This is a genomic window from Pseudomonas sp. B329, assembly GCF_023127835.1.
Lineage (GTDB): Bacteria > Pseudomonadota > Gammaproteobacteria > Pseudomonadales > Pseudomonadaceae > Aquipseudomonas > Aquipseudomonas synxantha_A.
Genome location: NZ_SPKP01000042.1, coordinates 228706 through 243368 on the forward strand (window position 1 = coordinate 228706; position 14663 = coordinate 243368).

Annotated in this window: 17 protein-coding genes and 1 pseudogene; all 18 read left to right on the plus strand. The window is 59.0% G+C overall.

Annotation, left to right across the window (positions count from 1 at the left end; translation table 11 throughout):
- Nucleotides 1-26: 26 nt before the first annotated feature.
- The 18 genes and pseudogenes from E4P00_RS20060 (at nucleotide 27) to E4P00_RS20145 (ending at nucleotide 14618) form a co-directional block, all read left to right on the plus strand.
- The gene (locus E4P00_RS20060) at nucleotides 27-560 is read left to right on the plus strand and encodes a phage baseplate assembly protein V (protein ID WP_248132732.1); all 534 of its coding nucleotides are present in this window, start codon (nucleotides 27-29) and stop codon (nucleotides 558-560) included.
- A 57-nt stretch (nucleotides 561-617) separates the two neighbouring features.
- Complete coding sequence (locus E4P00_RS20065) at nucleotides 618-887, plus strand: hypothetical protein (protein WP_104503369.1); 270 nt, start codon at nucleotides 618-620, stop codon at nucleotides 885-887.
- Nucleotides 888-892: 5 nt separating this feature from the next.
- Nucleotides 893-1219, plus strand: a complete 327-nt coding sequence (locus tag E4P00_RS20070; protein ID WP_248132651.1) for a GPW/gp25 family protein — start codon at nucleotides 893-895, stop codon at nucleotides 1217-1219.
- Nucleotides 1216-2097, plus strand: coding sequence for a baseplate J/gp47 family protein (locus E4P00_RS20075; protein ID WP_104503367.1), 882 nt, complete (start codon nucleotides 1216-1218; stop codon nucleotides 2095-2097). The genes E4P00_RS20070 and E4P00_RS20075 overlap by 4 nt, the downstream gene beginning before the upstream one ends.
- Before the next feature lies 1 nt (nucleotide 2098).
- Complete coding sequence (locus tag E4P00_RS20080; protein WP_248132653.1) at nucleotides 2099-2707, plus strand: phage tail protein I; 609 nt, start codon at nucleotides 2099-2101, stop codon at nucleotides 2705-2707.
- Nucleotides 2700-4259, plus strand: coding sequence for a phage tail protein (locus tag E4P00_RS20085; RefSeq protein WP_223018366.1), 1560 nt, complete (start codon nucleotides 2700-2702; stop codon nucleotides 4257-4259). The genes E4P00_RS20080 and E4P00_RS20085 overlap by 8 nt, the downstream gene beginning before the upstream one ends.
- 11 nt (nucleotides 4260-4270) lie before the next feature.
- Nucleotides 4271-4702 (plus strand): tail fiber assembly protein, encoded by a 432-nt coding sequence (locus E4P00_RS20090; RefSeq protein ID WP_248132655.1) that lies wholly within the window; start codon nucleotides 4271-4273, stop codon nucleotides 4700-4702.
- Between the two features lie 103 nt (nucleotides 4703-4805).
- A complete protein-coding gene (locus E4P00_RS20095; RefSeq protein WP_248132657.1) occupies nucleotides 4806-5972 on the plus strand; it encodes a phage tail sheath family protein in 1167 nt (388 codons plus the stop codon).
- 12 nt (nucleotides 5973-5984) lie between these two features.
- On the plus strand, nucleotides 5985-6488 hold the full coding sequence (locus E4P00_RS20100) for a phage major tail tube protein (RefSeq protein WP_248132659.1): 504 nt from the start codon (nucleotides 5985-5987) through the stop codon (nucleotides 6486-6488).
- A gap of 14 nt (nucleotides 6489-6502) precedes the next feature.
- A pseudogene (locus E4P00_RS20105) lies at nucleotides 6503-6778 on the plus strand (phage tail assembly protein); the annotation flags it as partial.
- 39 nt (nucleotides 6779-6817) lie between these two features.
- Complete coding sequence (locus E4P00_RS20110) at nucleotides 6818-7102, plus strand: phage tail assembly protein (protein ID WP_056783625.1); 285 nt, start codon at nucleotides 6818-6820, stop codon at nucleotides 7100-7102.
- Between the two features lie 150 nt (nucleotides 7103-7252).
- Entirely contained in the window at nucleotides 7253-10363 is a 3111-nt protein-coding gene (locus tag E4P00_RS20115; protein WP_248132661.1) for a phage tail tape measure protein, read from the plus strand.
- Nucleotides 10364-10372: 9 nt separating this feature from the next.
- Nucleotides 10373-11218 carry a phage tail protein gene (locus E4P00_RS20120; RefSeq protein WP_248132663.1) on the plus strand — a complete coding sequence of 282 codons (846 nt, stop codon included), beginning with the start codon at nucleotides 10373-10375 and terminating at the stop codon, nucleotides 11216-11218.
- On the plus strand, nucleotides 11193-11399 hold the full coding sequence (locus E4P00_RS20125) for a tail protein X (protein ID WP_056783389.1): 207 nt from the start codon (nucleotides 11193-11195) through the stop codon (nucleotides 11397-11399). The genes E4P00_RS20120 and E4P00_RS20125 overlap by 26 nt, the downstream gene beginning before the upstream one ends.
- A 93-nt stretch (nucleotides 11400-11492) precedes the next feature.
- Nucleotides 11493-12539: a contractile injection system protein, VgrG/Pvc8 family gene (locus tag E4P00_RS20130; RefSeq protein WP_059397058.1), complete on the plus strand. Its 1047-nt coding sequence runs from the start codon at nucleotides 11493-11495 to the stop codon at nucleotides 12537-12539.
- A gap of 47 nt (nucleotides 12540-12586) precedes the next feature.
- Nucleotides 12587-13150 carry a glycoside hydrolase family 19 protein gene (locus E4P00_RS20135; protein WP_122736804.1) on the plus strand — a complete coding sequence of 188 codons (564 nt, stop codon included), beginning with the start codon at nucleotides 12587-12589 and terminating at the stop codon, nucleotides 13148-13150.
- Nucleotides 13132-13674: a lysis system i-spanin subunit Rz gene (locus E4P00_RS20140; protein ID WP_248132665.1), complete on the plus strand. Its 543-nt coding sequence runs from the start codon at nucleotides 13132-13134 to the stop codon at nucleotides 13672-13674. The genes E4P00_RS20135 and E4P00_RS20140 overlap by 19 nt, the downstream gene beginning before the upstream one ends.
- 149 nt (nucleotides 13675-13823) lie before the next feature.
- Entirely contained in the window at nucleotides 13824-14618 is a 795-nt protein-coding gene (locus tag E4P00_RS20145; RefSeq protein ID WP_069557829.1) for a DNA adenine methylase, read from the plus strand.
- Nucleotides 14619-14663 lie beyond the last annotated feature (45 nt).

The window sequence follows — 14663 nt, forward strand, 5'->3', positions numbered from 1 at the left end:
GCTATGTTGCTGCCCAGCACGACCGCATGCTTGCGGGGGTGGTCAAGGATTGTTTTGTGGTCGCAGTCGACTTGGCTGCCTCTCCGCCGGTGTGTCGGGTTTCGGACGGCGAATGGACTAGCGCCTGGGTGCGCTGGCACAGCGTCGCCGCCGGCAAGGCCAGGCATTGGAGGGCTCCGTCTCTGGGTGAGCAGGGGACATTGGTCAGTGCCAGCGGTGACGTGTCACAGGGCACGTTCATTCCGGGATTGTATGGCAACGCGGGTCCGCCACCGGATAACCGGGATCATGTGGAAGTGTGGCGGTTTGATGATGGCGGCTCGCTGATTTACGACTGGCAGGCCAAGAGCTACAGCATCACCCTGCCGAGCGGTACGGTGACCATCAAAGTTGCCAGTACAGAAGTGGGCGTGACGGACAGCGCCGTGAACGTGACCACCGGCAACATCAATCTGAAAGCAGCGGTGATGATCGACGGGGCGTTACACGTCACGAAAGGCATCACCAGTGCCGGTGCGATCATCGACGCTGGTGGCAACAGCAATCACCACACACATTAATTTCAACCCACAAACAGCCCGCCCAGTGCGGGCTTTTTCATATCTGGGGTTTGCCTTATGAGTAAGTCTAGAACTGATAGCGATTCTGCCGAGGCCATTGTGGTTCCGGGGTTGAAGCCGGCACCGCTGGGTTTCCCCGTTACTGCTGAAGCGGTTGAGTCCATCGGAACAGCGCGTGTTTTTCGCGACAAGGTTTTCACCTCGCGGACATTGATCCTACCCGGCGGCGGGACGCTTCCTGTTGTTGCTGGTCGAGTTACCGCATGTGGTGATGATCAATTTGCGTTCTTGAAAGCGCATCCAGATCTGGAGCAATTGAAGGAGTAATGACAATGATCGGAATGGATCGCCACACCGGCCAACCCATTTCCGGCATCGCACACTTGCGGCAATCGGTTCCAGACATATTGGGCACGCCGTTGGGCAGCCGGCGGCATCGGATGGCTTACGGCAGCAAGCTCCGGCGATTTGTGGATTTGCCCGTCACCGATGGCTGGAAAAGCGCCGTGCAGGCGGAAGTCGCCCGCGCACTGGGCCGCTGGGAGCCGCGTTTGAAGCTGGATCAAGTGCGCGTCATTTCCGTTATCAGCGGGCAAATTAACCTGAAGATCGTCGGGCAGTACCTGGGCGACAGCGTCACGCTGGAGGTGGCCGTATGAGTATCGTGGACCTATCGTCGTTGCCGGCGCCAACCGTGTTGGAGCCGCTGGACTTCGAAGAGGTTTTTCAGGAGGGGCTGGGCGTCTTTCGCGGATACATGGGCGGCAACTGGACTGCTGCGCTGGAGAGCGATCCGGTGCTTAAGGTGCTGGAGGTTGGCGCTTACATCAAGGTCGGCAACCGCGCCCGAGTCAATGACGCCGGCAAAGCGGTATTGCTGGCGCACGCCATACGCGGTGATCTCGATCACCTGGGTGCCAACGTCAACCTCAAGCGCCTGATCATTCAAGCTGAGGATCTGCTGGCTTTTCCGCCGGTTCCAGAAGTCAAAGAAGACGACGATGCGTTCCGAGAGCGCATCCAGTTGGCCTATGAGGGACTGACCACGGCCGGCCCGCGTAACAGCTACATCCTGCATGCGCGTAACGCCTCGGGGCTGGTGGCGGATGCCACGGCCGAAAGCCCGGCGCCTTGCTACGTGACGGTAACGGTGCTGGGATTGGACGGGGAGGGGGAGGCTTCTCCGGAGTTGCTCGCCACGGTGGCAACCGCGCTGAATGACGACGATGTGCGGCCGGTGGGGGATAGGGTGACTGTTCAGAGCGCCCAGGTGATCCGCTACCAAATCAAGGCGATCCTGCACATGACCAGCGCGGGCCCAGAAGCTGATGCCAGTTTAGCTGAAGCGAAAAGTCGATTGGCGGCGTGGATCAATCCGCGTAAACGGCTAGGCGTTGAAGTGGCGCGTTCCGGCGTAGACGCTCAGTTACACGTTGCCGGCGTTTCTCGGGTTGAGCTGGTCGGCTGGCAGGACTTGGCGCCGACCAAAGCTCAGGCGGCGTACTGTACGGGCTACACCGTGACGCTGGCGGCTTGACATGAAAAGCCTACTGCCGATCAACAGCACGCAGCTCGAACGGGCCATGGAGGCTACGTTTTTCGAGAAAACGATTGTCCCGCTTCGCGACCTCTACAACGCTGATACCTGCCCGGTACATTTGCTGCCGCATCTGGCATGGGCATGGTCGGTGGATCGCTGGGATTACCGATGGACCGAGGCGACCAAACGCGCCGCCATCAAGGCCTCTTATTACATACATGCCCACAAGGGCACCATCGGCGCGTTACGCCGTGTGGTAGAGCCTCTGGGCTACCTGATCGAGATTATCGAGTGGTTCAACATGAGGCCCGAAGGGACCCCAGGCACCTTTGCGTTAAAGGTCGGAGTGTTGGACACCGGTATCACCGAGGAAATGTATCAGGAGCTGGAGCGGCTGATTGATGACGCCAAGCCCGTCAGCCGTCACCTGACAGGGCTGGCGATTAGCCTCGAAACCCAAGGCGTCTTGAACATCAGTGTTGCCCTCTACGAAGGCGACGAAATCGACGTTTACCCGCCGGTTATGCGTGACATCGAGGTCACAGGAACCATCGGCGTGGTCGGGCACGAACACTCCATAGACACCCTGGACGTTTATTATGATTGATGCGAATTCGCAGTTTTTCGCGATCCTCACGAACGTGGGGATGGCCAAGCAGGCCAATGCTGACGCGCTCGGCATTCCCTGGAAGTTCACCGAGATGGGTGTGGGCGATGCAAACGGCACCGACCCCATTCCCAGTGCGACACAAACCCAATTGATCAACGAATGGCGCCGCCGTCCACTGAATCAGGTGCGGGTCGATCCGGTGAACCCGGCGGTGATCATTGCCGAGCAGATTATTCCGGCTGATGAGGGGGGGCATTGGATTCGCGAAATCGGGCTGTACGACGCAGCTGGCGATCTTGTGGCTGTGGCCAACTGCGCGCCGAGCTTCAAACCGTTGATGTCTCAGGGCTCGGGCCGCACGCAAGTAGTGCGCATGAATTTCATCGTGTCCAGCACCGGCAACATCACGCTCAAGATTGACCCGGCCGTAGTGCTGGCTACTCGCGAGTATGTTGATCAGCGGATCATGGAAGAGGTGTACAAGCTCGACAGCAAGCAGTCGGTACGGGTGGCGACCACAGCGAACATTGCGCTCGCCGGCCTGCAGGCTGTCGATGGCGTCGCCCTGGTAGCTGGTGATCGTGTACTCGTGAAAAACCAGGCTGGCGCAAAGGACAACGGTTTGTATGTTGTCTCCGCTGGTGCCTGGGCGCGCACCGCGGATGCGGACGCGAACGCAGAGGTCACGTCGGCGATGCTGGTCTCTGTTGAGCAGGGCGCCACATTGGCCGATACACGCTGGCAGTTGATCACCGACGGGGCCATTGCTCTGGGCACCACCCCACTGACTTTCCAGAACGTGACGCAAGGGTTTGCACCGATTAACTCGCCAGCGCTCGTTGATCCCTCAGCCAACACACCACCACTATTCGACAGTTCAAAATCGCTCGCGACGACTGAGTTTGTTGCACGTTCGGCAGGTAGCTTTGGCGGATCTATCAGCATTACAGCCAGTAGGGTGCTGACTGTCAGCGATATCGGTAAGCGCCTGGAGTTAGCGACCGGCGTAACCGTGACACTGCCGGCGACGGAATCCGTTCCCAATGGCGCGGCGGTTTTGATATCTGCGGGGCCACAGTCCGCCACCTCGCGTGTTGCTGTTGCCGCTGGTGATCAGTTGGCAATGAACAACTTGGCCGTGGCAGTTCCTTACACACTTTCTCCTGGCGGAGACTTCATCGCTATACGTGAATCCAACGTATGGCGCTGTCACTTCGGTAGCGAAACGCTACGCAATGCATTAATTTTTGCCGCTTCTTTGCAGGCTAACGGCTACCAGAAACTCCCCAGTGGCCTGATTATTCAGTGGGGCTACAGAACTACCAGCGCGCTATCAAACGTTTACACAACCGACGTAGTAACGTTCCCAATCGCCTTTCCTCAAGCAACCTTGTTCAGGGGTGGCTCATTTGGTTCGGGTGCAGATTCCACCTGGCTCTCCTACACGCTTGAAGTTACGCAAAATCCTCGAGCCTCTATGACTATCAGGGCGGCCAGTGGCTCACCCCTCGCTGGGCAGCCGTTCAGTTGGGTCGCCATCGGCCTTTAAGGAGAGAACCAATGTTTGCATCAAAATCCAATCGCGGCTTCTACGATGCCGAAATCCATGGGGCCAGTCTGATTCCTGACGATGCGATAGAGATCTCTGCTGAGTATCACGCAGAGCTGCTCGCGGGGGAGTCGGAAGGCAAGATTATTACCTGGGGTGATGACGGTCTCCCGGTGCTGGTTGATCCGCCGCCGCCCAGTGATGAGGCGTTAGCTGCTGTTGAGCGGGCTTGGCGGGATCAGCGACTATTTGAAACGGATGGTTCAGTTTCGCGCCATCGGGATGAACTGGAAGAGGGTCAAATTACCACCCTGACTCCCACGCAGTACACCGAGCTTCAGGCTTACCGCCGAGCACTGCGAAACTGGCCAGAAGCGGGTGAGTTCCCGTTGACTGAACACCGACCGCCAACGCCCCTCTGGGTGGTTGACCAGCTGCTATAAACGCCCCGCATCGAAGGGGCGTTTTCTTTTCCTCCACTCGCAACACAAACACCCTCCCGGCCTCGCTTACGCGGGGCTTTTTCGTTTCTGGAGCATTAGCTTTATGAGTTTCTTTCACGGCGTTACTACAACGGATATCAAGACAGGCGCGCGCACTATTTCCTTGCCATCGTCTTCCATCATCGGACTTTGCGACACCTTCACCCCAGGCGTCCTCGGCGGCGGCACCGCCAAGGCCGGCGAGCTCAAGTTGATCACCACCGAGCGCGAGGCTATCACTGCCTTCGGTGCTGAATCGGCGATCACCAAGGCTTGTAAAGCGATCTACACGAAAGCCAAAGCGGTGATCGTTGCCATCGGCGTGCCGAAGCTCGAAGACGCGGCGCTGCAAACCTCGGCGATCATTGGCGGCGTTATGGCCTCGGGTCAGCGTACCGGCCTACAAGCCTTGCTCGATGGCAAAAGCCTGTACAACGCGCAGCCGCGGCTGTTGATTGCGCCGGGTCACACGGCCACTCAGGCGGTCGCTACCGCGCTTGATAGCCTAGCGCAGAAGCTGCGGGCAATCGGCATTCTTGATGGCCCTGGCACCACGGATGAGGCGGCGATGCTTTATGCCGATAACTTTGGCAGTCGCAACCTGTTCATGGTCGATCCGGGCGTTCAGTACTGGGACACTGAGTCCAGCAAGACAGTTGATGCGCCGGCTTCGGCCTGGGCGGCGGGCTTGTTCGCCTGGACCGATGCTGAATACGGCTTCTGGGCCTCGCCGTCGAACAAGGAGTTCACCGGTATCACCGGCACGACCCGAGCTGTCGAGTACCTGGACGGCGACGAGACGTGCCGGGCCAACTTGCTGAACAACGCCAATGTCGCGACGATCATTCGCGACGACGGCTATCGCTTGTGGGGTAACCGAACGCTGTCGAGCGATCCGAAGTGGGCATTTGTCACGCGCGTTCGCACTCTGTTCATCCTTATGGATGCTGTGCAGGCCGGCCATAAATGGGCTGTTGACCGCTCGATCACCAAGACCTACGTCAAGGACGTGACCGACGGGTTGGATGCGTTCATGCGCGACCTCAAAGCCCAGGGCGCGATTATCAATTTTGAGGTATTCCCGGACACCGAGCTGAACACTGCCAGCCAGATCGCCCAGGGCAAAGTTTATTGGCGCATCCGCTTCACCGACGTGCCGCCGGCAGAAAACCCGAATTTCCTTTTCGAAGTCACCGATCAGTGGATGACCGAAGTTCTTGAAGCAGCCTAAGGGGCCTAGTTAATGATTCCTCAAACTTTGTTTAATACGAACCTGTTTGTCGACGGCGTCAACTTCGCCGGTGACGTGCCAAGTCTTACGCTGCCCAAGCTGACCACCAAGACTGACGAGTATCGCGCTGGCGGCATGGCCGGTGCGATTGAGATGGACCAAGGCCTGGAAAAAATGGAGGCGTCCTTTGTTACCAAGGGCGTGCGCCGCGAGTCGTTGAAGCACTTTGGTCTGGCCGATGGCACCGCTTTCAATGCGACGTTCCGGGGTGCCTTCAAGGGGCAGAAAGGGGCCGTCACGGCGGTTGTCGCTACCCTGCGCGGTCGCCTCAAGGAGCTCGACCTGGGGGACTGGAAAGCCGGTGACCCTGCCGAGATCAAGCACGCCGTGGCAGTCGCTTATTACAAGCTCGAAATCGACGGGCGCCTCATGTACGAAATCGACATGGTCGCCGGTGTTCAGGTGATCGACGGCAAAGACCAACTCCTTGAAGTGCGCACCGCACTCGGCCTCTAAGGGAATAGATCCAAATGAATAAAGCAACGTCCAAAGCAGTACCGGCTTGGCTATCACTCACTGCGCTTGCAGCCGTCGTAACGCTCACGCGACCTAGCAATGCCAATGGCGTTCTGGTCGAAACATTGACCTTGCGGGCCCCGCTGGTACGGGAAGTGCGAGCAGCCGACCGCGCCTCTAATGGCGACGAAGAACAGCGAGAACTGATGTTGTTTGCTGGTTTGGCTGAGGTGGGTGTTAAGGATCTTGAAGGCCTGAAGCTGGCGGACTACCGCCGTGTTCAAGCCGCTTACGCACACTTGGTGCCGGATACCGACTATTCGGAATCAATGCCGTCGTGGCTGTCGGTCAACACTGATCGCGCCCAGGTCACCCTGACCTGCCCAAGCGAAATCAATGGGGTATCGGTTGATACCTTGGTCCTGCGCTCCCCGACAGTGGGCGATGTGCGCGCGGCTAATCGTGACGCGGGCGGAGATGACGAACAGCGTGAATTGATTTTGTTTGCCGCGCTTGCCGGTGCGCCTGTCACGGACCTGGAGGGCCTGAAGCTGGTGGATTTTAACCGTCTGCAGGCCGGCTATTTTCGTTTGGACCAAGACGACGGGGTTTAACCCTCACGTCATAAAGATGGCCGCGAAACGTCTGGCGGCGGAAACAGGATTTTCCGCTGCTGAGATTTTGTCGATGCCCTTTGCAGAAATGGTGTGGTGGCTCACGGACTGAGCCGCCTTCGATAAGGCTATCCAAATGAGGGCCGTGACATGGCGAACAAAATCGCCCTCGGGCTGGTGATCGGCGGCGCCGTCAGTTCGACTGTCGGTGCTGCGTTTAAAGATGTAACGGGGCGCATCAAGCGTCTTGAGGCGGAAGGCAACAAGGCGCGTGTCCTGCAGCGCACTATCGGTGACACCATTCGCCTGCGCGACGAGTGGAAGAAAGCCCACGACAGCGGATCACAGGGCGCGACCAAGTTGTTAGGCCGGTTGAATTCCAACCTCGATAGTTTGAAAAAGCAGGGAATCGAGGTTGGCCGACTGGAGAAAGCCTATCGCTCTATGGGGCAGACAGCCATCAAGGCGGAGCTCAAAGCCAAGGGGCATCAGCAGATCGATGCTGGTAAGACTGGCATGAAAAGCGCTGTCGGTGCCGCTGTCGTCGGTGTCGGCATGCTGGCTGTTCCGACCAAGGTCAGTGCGGATTTTGGGGCCATTGTTCGTGATATCGCGATCAAGGCCGGCATTGCCAACAAACCGCAAGAACAGGAGATGTCGCGCAAGATCATTGATACGTCGCGCGACACGGGCATGGCGCGTAACGATGTAGCCGATGTGGTCAACCAATTGGTTGGCGCCGGCATGGATTTGAGCAAGGCCCTGGAATATGCGCCAGTCGCGGCCAAGTTCGTCGTGGGGCAAGGGTCGAGCGGTGTTGATACAGCAAAGATGATCAACGCACTGGGGCAGAATGCCAGGATCACAGATCCTAGGCAGATGCAGCAGGCCCTGGAAGCAATTGCCTACCAAGGGCAGGCCGGTAGCTTTGAAGCGGCCGACATGGCCAAGTGGTTTCCTGAGCTGTTGGCGAACATGGGTAGCCTCGGCATTACCGGCATGGATGCGGTTACACAGTTGGGTGCCATGCTGCAAGTGCAGATGAAATCTGCCGGCGGCGCCGATGAGGCGGCAAACAATCTCAAGAACTGGATGGGCAAAATCGGTTCTGGCGACACCGTCAAGGCGTATGCAAAGGCGGGCATTGACTACAAAGGGTCGATGCAGACCGGTTTGCAAAACGGTATGTCCACCCTTGAAACCAGTATGTCGCTGGCGCAGAAGTACATTCAGGCCACGGATCCAAAGCGCGCGGCGGCGATGGCTGAGGCGACGGCGAAGATCAGCAAGGAGTCGGACCCGGAGAAAGCCAAGGCCATGATGGCCTCGCTGGAGGAGTCACTGCGCACCGGTGACCTGTTCGCTGACATGCAGGTAAAGGCTGCGCTTTCTGCCTATATGCAGAACAAGGCGCTGTACAGCCAGCTTAAAAACGATTCGCGCGATGCAACGGGCATTCTCGACAAGAACCTCAGCGAACGACGTGAGGCGTCGTCGCAGAAGTGGGCCGAAATGGCCCAGTCAATGGATGACGCCATGCGCAGCGTCGGGGACGCCCTGCGCCCGGTCACAGATACCGTGGCGCAAGGACTGACCAAAGTCACCAGGGGCATTACCTCGCTGTCTGACAGCGCGCCAGGTGTGGTGACGGCTATCGCGGCGGTCGGGGGAGGGTTTGTCGCGCTCAAGGGGCTGCTCAGTTCGTTCAAAATCGCTAGAGGTTTGCTCAACGTCGCGCGGGGATCGTTGGGTGGCAAATCCGGCGAAGTGCAAAAGGTCTTTGTGACCAACTCCAAGGATGGCGCTGGGGGAGTCGGAAAGGGCGGCGAGGCGAAAGGTAAGGCCGGCAAGGCCCTGTCGTTAGTTGAGACTGGGCTCAAGGCAGTAGCCGCTCTCAAGGGTGAATCGGTTGATGGTGAGGGAAAGGATGAGAGTAAGACCGGTAAGTTAGACATCGTCGCTACTGGCCTCAAAGTGGTTTCGCTGGCTAAAGAAGCGGTATCTGGCGATGACAGCGCGGGAGGTGACGATGCTGCGTCGAATGGCGACGGCGTCCAAAAGGTCTTCGTCGTTAACTTGAATGCCATGGGGACCCCTGGGGGGCCAGGTGAAGCCCGCCGACGTGGGCGCGGTTCAAGACGTAATATGCCGCGACGTCGGCCGACCTCGCTGCGTGCTCGGATGCCGGCTCCGCGTCCACCGGCACCACGGCCTGCAGCACCGACTCCGCGTACTCCGGTGCCACGGCCTGCAGCACTGGCTCCGCGTCCGGTGCTGCCACTGCCTGCAGCACCGGCTCCGCGTCCGCCGCTGCCACGGCCAGCAGCACTGGTCCCGCGCCCGGCGGTGCCACTGCCTGCAGCGCCGGCTCCGCGTCCGCCGCTGCCTCGGCCGGCAGTACTGGTCCCGCGTCCGCCGGTGCCACTGCCTGCCGCACCGGTTCCGCGTCCACCGCTGCCACGGCCTGCGGTACCGGTACCACGTCCGCCTATTCCACCAGTCTCTATTTCAAGCGGGGCGATAGCGAAACTGGGCGGGGTTGTGCAAGCGGTCGGTAAGATCGGTAAAGCCGCCAAGGCAATACCTGGTGGCTCGCTCATCGAGGCCGGCGCCATGGCCTTTGACACCTATGAGAATGCTAAGACCAAGGACGAAAAGGCCGAGGGTTATGGCGCTGCCGCTGGCAATCTCGCCGGCACCATGGCCGGTGCTGCTGCAGGAGCGGCTATTGGCTCGGTGGTGCCTATCATCGGCACCGCTATTGGTGGGCTGGTAGGCGCTTACTTAGGCAGCATGGGTGGTTCGGCGCTGGGCGGTGCTGCAGGTAAGTCGTGGTTCGGAGGGGAGGACGAAAAGCCCGCGCCGCCGGTAACGCCTTTGTTGATGGCGCCTCGACCGGGCCCAGCCATTCCAAGCTTGGCCGCCATGGGCAAGTCATTCAACCGGGCAGACGGTTCGGGTGCATTGCTGATGGCGCCTGCACCGCAAGCGCCAATCCTGGGTGATGTAGCACGGTCTCTAGCGGTGTCGGGTCCGACCAAGCCGGCGGCTGTAGCGATCCAGCCCAAAGAGCCGGAAAAGCCTGTCCCGACCAAAGTGGAACAGCAGTTTCAGTATTCGCTGAACATGCCGGTTAACGTGCAGGGGGATGTGAAAGACCCGCAACGCCTGGCGCAAGACCTCATGCCGCACATGCGGCTAATGATGGCTGATGCGGCGAAACAAAACGCCGCAAAGCTGTACGACGAACCGCACCTGTAAGGAGGGCCTATGGCTTATATGGAACAGATGCAGTCGGGCTTCAAGTACCTGGTTGACGCCGGGGAGGCTGGTAGACGTAGTGCTGAGGGCATGCTTGGGCCCGTCAACGGTGCAATAAGGGAGATAGCGGGTGCAGCGGCCGAGCTGGATAATATCCCGTTCGTGGGACCTGCTGTCGGTGCCAAGCTCCAGCGGGTGATGCGCGGCGTGGATGCGGCACAGGCCAAGGCCGGCCAGGTGCTGGCTGTGTACAGCCGTGCGACACGGGGCGCCGCCGAAGTGCAGGAGCGAATGGGGGCGTTGAAGGAGCAGGCGGGAAAAGCTGCGACGGCGATCAACAAGGTCGCCGGAAAGGTTAATCCCTCGTTGGCAAACATCGTGCCCACCAGCGCATTTGCCGTGGATGCCACGCCGGCACCCGAAGCGGTGAAGCCATTTCCGCACCTGCTGATCATCCAGCCCAGGGATCCTAAAATTCAGCCGTACTACTTCAACTTGGATACAGCGGCCTTCGACGAATTGAGTCGCTCGACCGAATTCCGCTGGGCTTCACAGGAGCGGCTATCGCGGCGCCCGGCGCAGCAGGCCGTGGGCATGGGCGAAGAAAAGCTCACACTCAAAGGTACGATTTATCCCGGCTTCAAGGGGGGCCTCAAGCAGCTTGACACGTTACGCACCATCGGTGGGCGGCTGCAACCGCTCACTCTGACCACGGGTTATGGCGAGGTGATTGGCACCTGGTGTCTGAAGTCGATCAACGAGGAGCAGGGCGCGCTGCTGCACGGCGGTATTCCGCGTAAACAAGTATTCACTCTGGAGTTCACGCGCTATGGCGACGACATGCAGAACGTCTGACGGGGACATGCTCGATGCCATATGCAATAACGTTTATGGGCACTTGAACGGCAGCGTTGAGGCCGTGCTGGATGCCAATCAGGGCTTGGCAGACGAGCCCCAGCCTTTCCGCGCTGGTGTGGTGATTCTGCTGCCGGATCTGCCAGCCCCGACCGAGGAAGGGATTAGCTTGTGGGACTGACTCCGAACGGCACAGCCTGCAGCCCGTTGCGTTAAGCGAAAAGAAACTTTGTATTCAGCCCGCCCTGTGCGGGTTTTTCTTTGGAAAAAAACCATGACCCCCACTTTTCGTATCGTTGCCGACGGTGCCGATATTACGTCCAAGATCAATGATCGACTGTTGTTGCTTAGGACTTCTGACAAGCCGGGTATGGAGTCCGACGAGTTTGAATTGCGTATCGATGACCGGGACGGCCAGGTGCAGTTGCCCCGACGCGGTAGCTCAATCGAAATTTATCTGGGTTATGCCGAAACGTCATTGATGCGCCTAGGACTTTACGCGGTCGACACGGTAGAAGTTTCCGGCCCGCCGGACACGATTGTGATCAAGGGTAAAGCCAGCGATATGCGCGGCAGTGGTAAGACCATCCGCAGCGGAAGCTGGGAGGACGCGCCGTTGTCGAAAATCGTGGCCGACATCGCGGCTCGAAATGGCTGGCAGGCAGGCTGTCCGGTGGCGACGAAGGTCGCTCGGGTGGATCAGCTCAACGAGTCCGACTTTAATTTCATCACGCGGCTGGCTAAGCAATACGACTGCACGGCCAAGGTCGCAGATGGCAAGTTGTTGGTGATGCCGCGCCAGGGAGGGCAGACAGCCAGTGGCAAAACGGTCGGGGCGATCACGTTGACCCGCAGCGATCTCAGTCGCTGGCAGTTCAGCTTGGGGGATCGCAATTCGCACAAAGCCGTGGCGACTAAGCATCAGAACAAAAAGGACGGCAAGTTGGCGGTGGTCACCATCGACAACGATGACGCCCCAGACGGCTTGCCGGCGGTGCACACGGATCGGCATATCTATCCGAACAAGACTGCTGCTGAATCAGCAGCCAAGGCAAGGTTGGCGGCATTCAATCGATCGACCGCCGACGTGCGTTTCGAGATGCCTGGCAGGACTGACATTTTTGCCGAGCGACTGATCAACGCCCAGGGCTTCAAGGTCGGGCTGGATGGCGAATACCTGGCGGATTCAGTGGAGCAGGTGTTTACCCAATCTGGCTGGTCGACCACGGTCGAGTGCAATGCCGGCAAGAAAGGCAAATCCAAGGGTAAGAAAAAGAAGGAAACGAAGCCGCTCAAGGTCGTGAGCGTCGAGAAGCTGTAATGCAATCCACCGCCGCCTGAGTGCGGTATTTTTTGTCCGGAGTTTTTATGTCCATCACTGAACAACAGCTACAACGCATCATGCCAAACGCCCGCCGCCAAGCGGGCGTTTTTGTATCTGCCCTGAACGCCGCAATGGCGCATCGGCAGATCAATACACCGAAACGCCAGGCCGCTTTCCTGGCGCAGCTTGGTCACGAGTCTGGTCAACTGCAGTACGTCCGCGAGCTGGGCGGGGATCAATACCTGAGTAAATACGATACCGGCACTCTGGCTGCCAAGCTTGGTAATACGCCAGCTGCAGATGGTGATGGTCAGCGCTATCGCGGCCGAGGGTTGATCCAGGTGACCGGGCACGATAACTACCTGCGCTGCAGCCTGGCACTGTTCGGCGATGAGCGATTGTTGCGCACCCCCGAGCTGCTCGAGCAGCCGCAATGGGCGGCAGAGTCGGCGGCGTGGTTCTGGTCTGTAAACGGGCTGAATGCGCTCGCGGATCAGGACCAGTTCAACACCATCACTCGCCGGATCAACGGCGGCCTTAATGGTCTGGAGGATCGGCTGCAGTTGTGGGCTAGGGCGAGGGCCGTGTTATGCGTCTCTTCGATCTAATCCCCGCGCAGTTCCGTATCGCCGCTATCAGCTTGCTGTTAGTGGTGGTGGTCGCAGGATCTGCAGCATTGGCCTGGACTGCTCAGGACTGGCGTTATGGCCGCGTGCTGGAGCGGCAAGCCCGGCTGCAGGCGGACACCCTCAACGAAATATCCCAGGCTTCTGCTGCTCTGCAGCGTACCGAGCAGGACAAGCGCCTTGCCCTGGAGCTCCGCCTGCAGAACATAGACAAAACCCACTACAAGGAATTGACCGATGAGCAAATCAAGCAGGTTCGTCTGCGTGACCGCCTGGCTACTGCTGATCTGCGGCTGTCAGTCGTACTCGCCGCCACCGAAAGCACCGGCAGCTGTTCAGTGCCAACCACCACCGCCACCGGCCGCGTGGTTCATGGCCCCACAAGAGCCCAACTTGACCCAGCGCATGCTCAACGAATTATCGGAATCACCGATGCCGGCGACCGAGCATTGATCGCCCTGCGGGCCTGTCAGGCTTACGCAAAAGAAGTTTCTACACCGAAATAAAAGGAGCAGCCGGGCAGGATGCGTCAACATCCAACCCGGCCACCTTCCCCGCAGATCGTCCCTGCAAGTCCAGCCAAGGCTCCTGCTTCGTGCACAAAGCGGAGCGAGCCTAGCACTGTTTATTCATACAGCAAAGGTCTTGCTTTTTTATGTCTACACCCATCATCCCTTGGATGGGCGGCAAGCGCCGCCTGGCCGACCGCCTCATCCCGCTTTTTCCGCCACACGAATGCTACGTTGAAGTCTTTGCCGGCGGCGCCGCGCTCTACTTCATGCGTCCCCAGGCAGCGCCTGTTGAAGTGCTTAACGACATCAACGGCGACCTGGTGACGCTGTACCGCGTCGTGCAGAACCACCTGGAAGAATTCGTCCGCCAGTTCAAATGGGCGCTCAGTTCTCGCCAAGTATTCGAGTGGCAGAAGATGACCCGCCCGGAAACCCTCACCGACATCCAGCGCGCCGCCCGATTCTTTTACCTGCAGCACCATGCCTTTGCCGGCAAAGTGACGGGACAGACGTTCGGCACTGCAACGACCGGCCCGGCCATCAACCTGCTGCGGATCGAGGAAAACCTGTCCGCCGCATGGCAGCGTCTTTCCGGCACGTATGTCGAAAACCTTGGATGGCTGGAATGCGCCGAACGCTACGACCGACCGCATACCTTCCATTACATGGACCCGCCTTACTGGCAGACCGCCGGCTATGGTGTCGACTTCCCTTTCGAAAATTACGAGCGGATGGCCGAGTTCATGCGGCGTTGCAAAGGCAAGGTGATGGTTAGCATCAACGATCACCCTGATATCCGGCGAGTGTTTGAAGGTTTCCATTTTGAAACGGTGGATATCCGCTACAGCACCACAAACCAGCGGCAAGGCTCATCAGGTCTCAGCGGAGAATTGGTCATCATGAACTGGCAACCAGATTCTCTGGGATCACTTTTTTAAACTCATGCAGCCGGGTATCCATAACCCAAGCAACTAATATTCTAG

Excerpts from the sequence above, each read along its gene's own strand:
- E4P00_RS20060 (WP_248132732.1), top strand. The coding sequence starts at position 27 with ATGCTTGCGGGGGTGGTCAAGGATTGTTTTGTGGTCGCAGTCGACTTG.
- E4P00_RS20065 (WP_104503369.1), top strand. The coding sequence starts at position 618 with ATGAGTAAGTCTAGAACTGATAGCGATTCTGCCGAGGCCATTGTGGTT.
- E4P00_RS20070 (WP_248132651.1), top strand. The coding sequence starts at position 893 with ATGATCGGAATGGATCGCCACACCGGCCAACCCATTTCCGGCATCGCA.
- E4P00_RS20075 (WP_104503367.1), top strand. The coding sequence starts at position 1,216 with ATGAGTATCGTGGACCTATCGTCGTTGCCGGCGCCAACCGTGTTGGAG.
- E4P00_RS20080 (WP_248132653.1), top strand. The coding sequence starts at position 2,099 with ATGAAAAGCCTACTGCCGATCAACAGCACGCAGCTCGAACGGGCCATG.
- E4P00_RS20085 (WP_223018366.1), top strand. The coding sequence starts at position 2,700 with ATGATTGATGCGAATTCGCAGTTTTTCGCGATCCTCACGAACGTGGGG.
- E4P00_RS20090 (WP_248132655.1), top strand. The coding sequence starts at position 4,271 with ATGTTTGCATCAAAATCCAATCGCGGCTTCTACGATGCCGAAATCCAT.
- E4P00_RS20095 (WP_248132657.1), top strand. The coding sequence starts at position 4,806 with ATGAGTTTCTTTCACGGCGTTACTACAACGGATATCAAGACAGGCGCG.
- E4P00_RS20100 (WP_248132659.1), top strand. The coding sequence starts at position 5,985 with ATGATTCCTCAAACTTTGTTTAATACGAACCTGTTTGTCGACGGCGTC.
- E4P00_RS20110 (WP_056783625.1), top strand. The coding sequence starts at position 6,818 with ATGCCGTCGTGGCTGTCGGTCAACACTGATCGCGCCCAGGTCACCCTG.
- E4P00_RS20115 (WP_248132661.1), top strand. The coding sequence starts at position 7,253 with ATGGCGAACAAAATCGCCCTCGGGCTGGTGATCGGCGGCGCCGTCAGT.
- E4P00_RS20120 (WP_248132663.1), top strand. The coding sequence starts at position 10,373 with ATGGCTTATATGGAACAGATGCAGTCGGGCTTCAAGTACCTGGTTGAC.
- E4P00_RS20125 (WP_056783389.1), top strand. The coding sequence starts at position 11,193 with ATGGCGACGACATGCAGAACGTCTGACGGGGACATGCTCGATGCCATA.
- E4P00_RS20130 (WP_059397058.1), top strand. The coding sequence starts at position 11,493 with ATGACCCCCACTTTTCGTATCGTTGCCGACGGTGCCGATATTACGTCC.
- E4P00_RS20135 (WP_122736804.1), top strand. The coding sequence starts at position 12,587 with ATGTCCATCACTGAACAACAGCTACAACGCATCATGCCAAACGCCCGC.
- E4P00_RS20140 (WP_248132665.1), top strand. The coding sequence starts at position 13,132 with ATGCGTCTCTTCGATCTAATCCCCGCGCAGTTCCGTATCGCCGCTATC.
- E4P00_RS20145 (WP_069557829.1), top strand. The coding sequence starts at position 13,824 with ATGTCTACACCCATCATCCCTTGGATGGGCGGCAAGCGCCGCCTGGCC.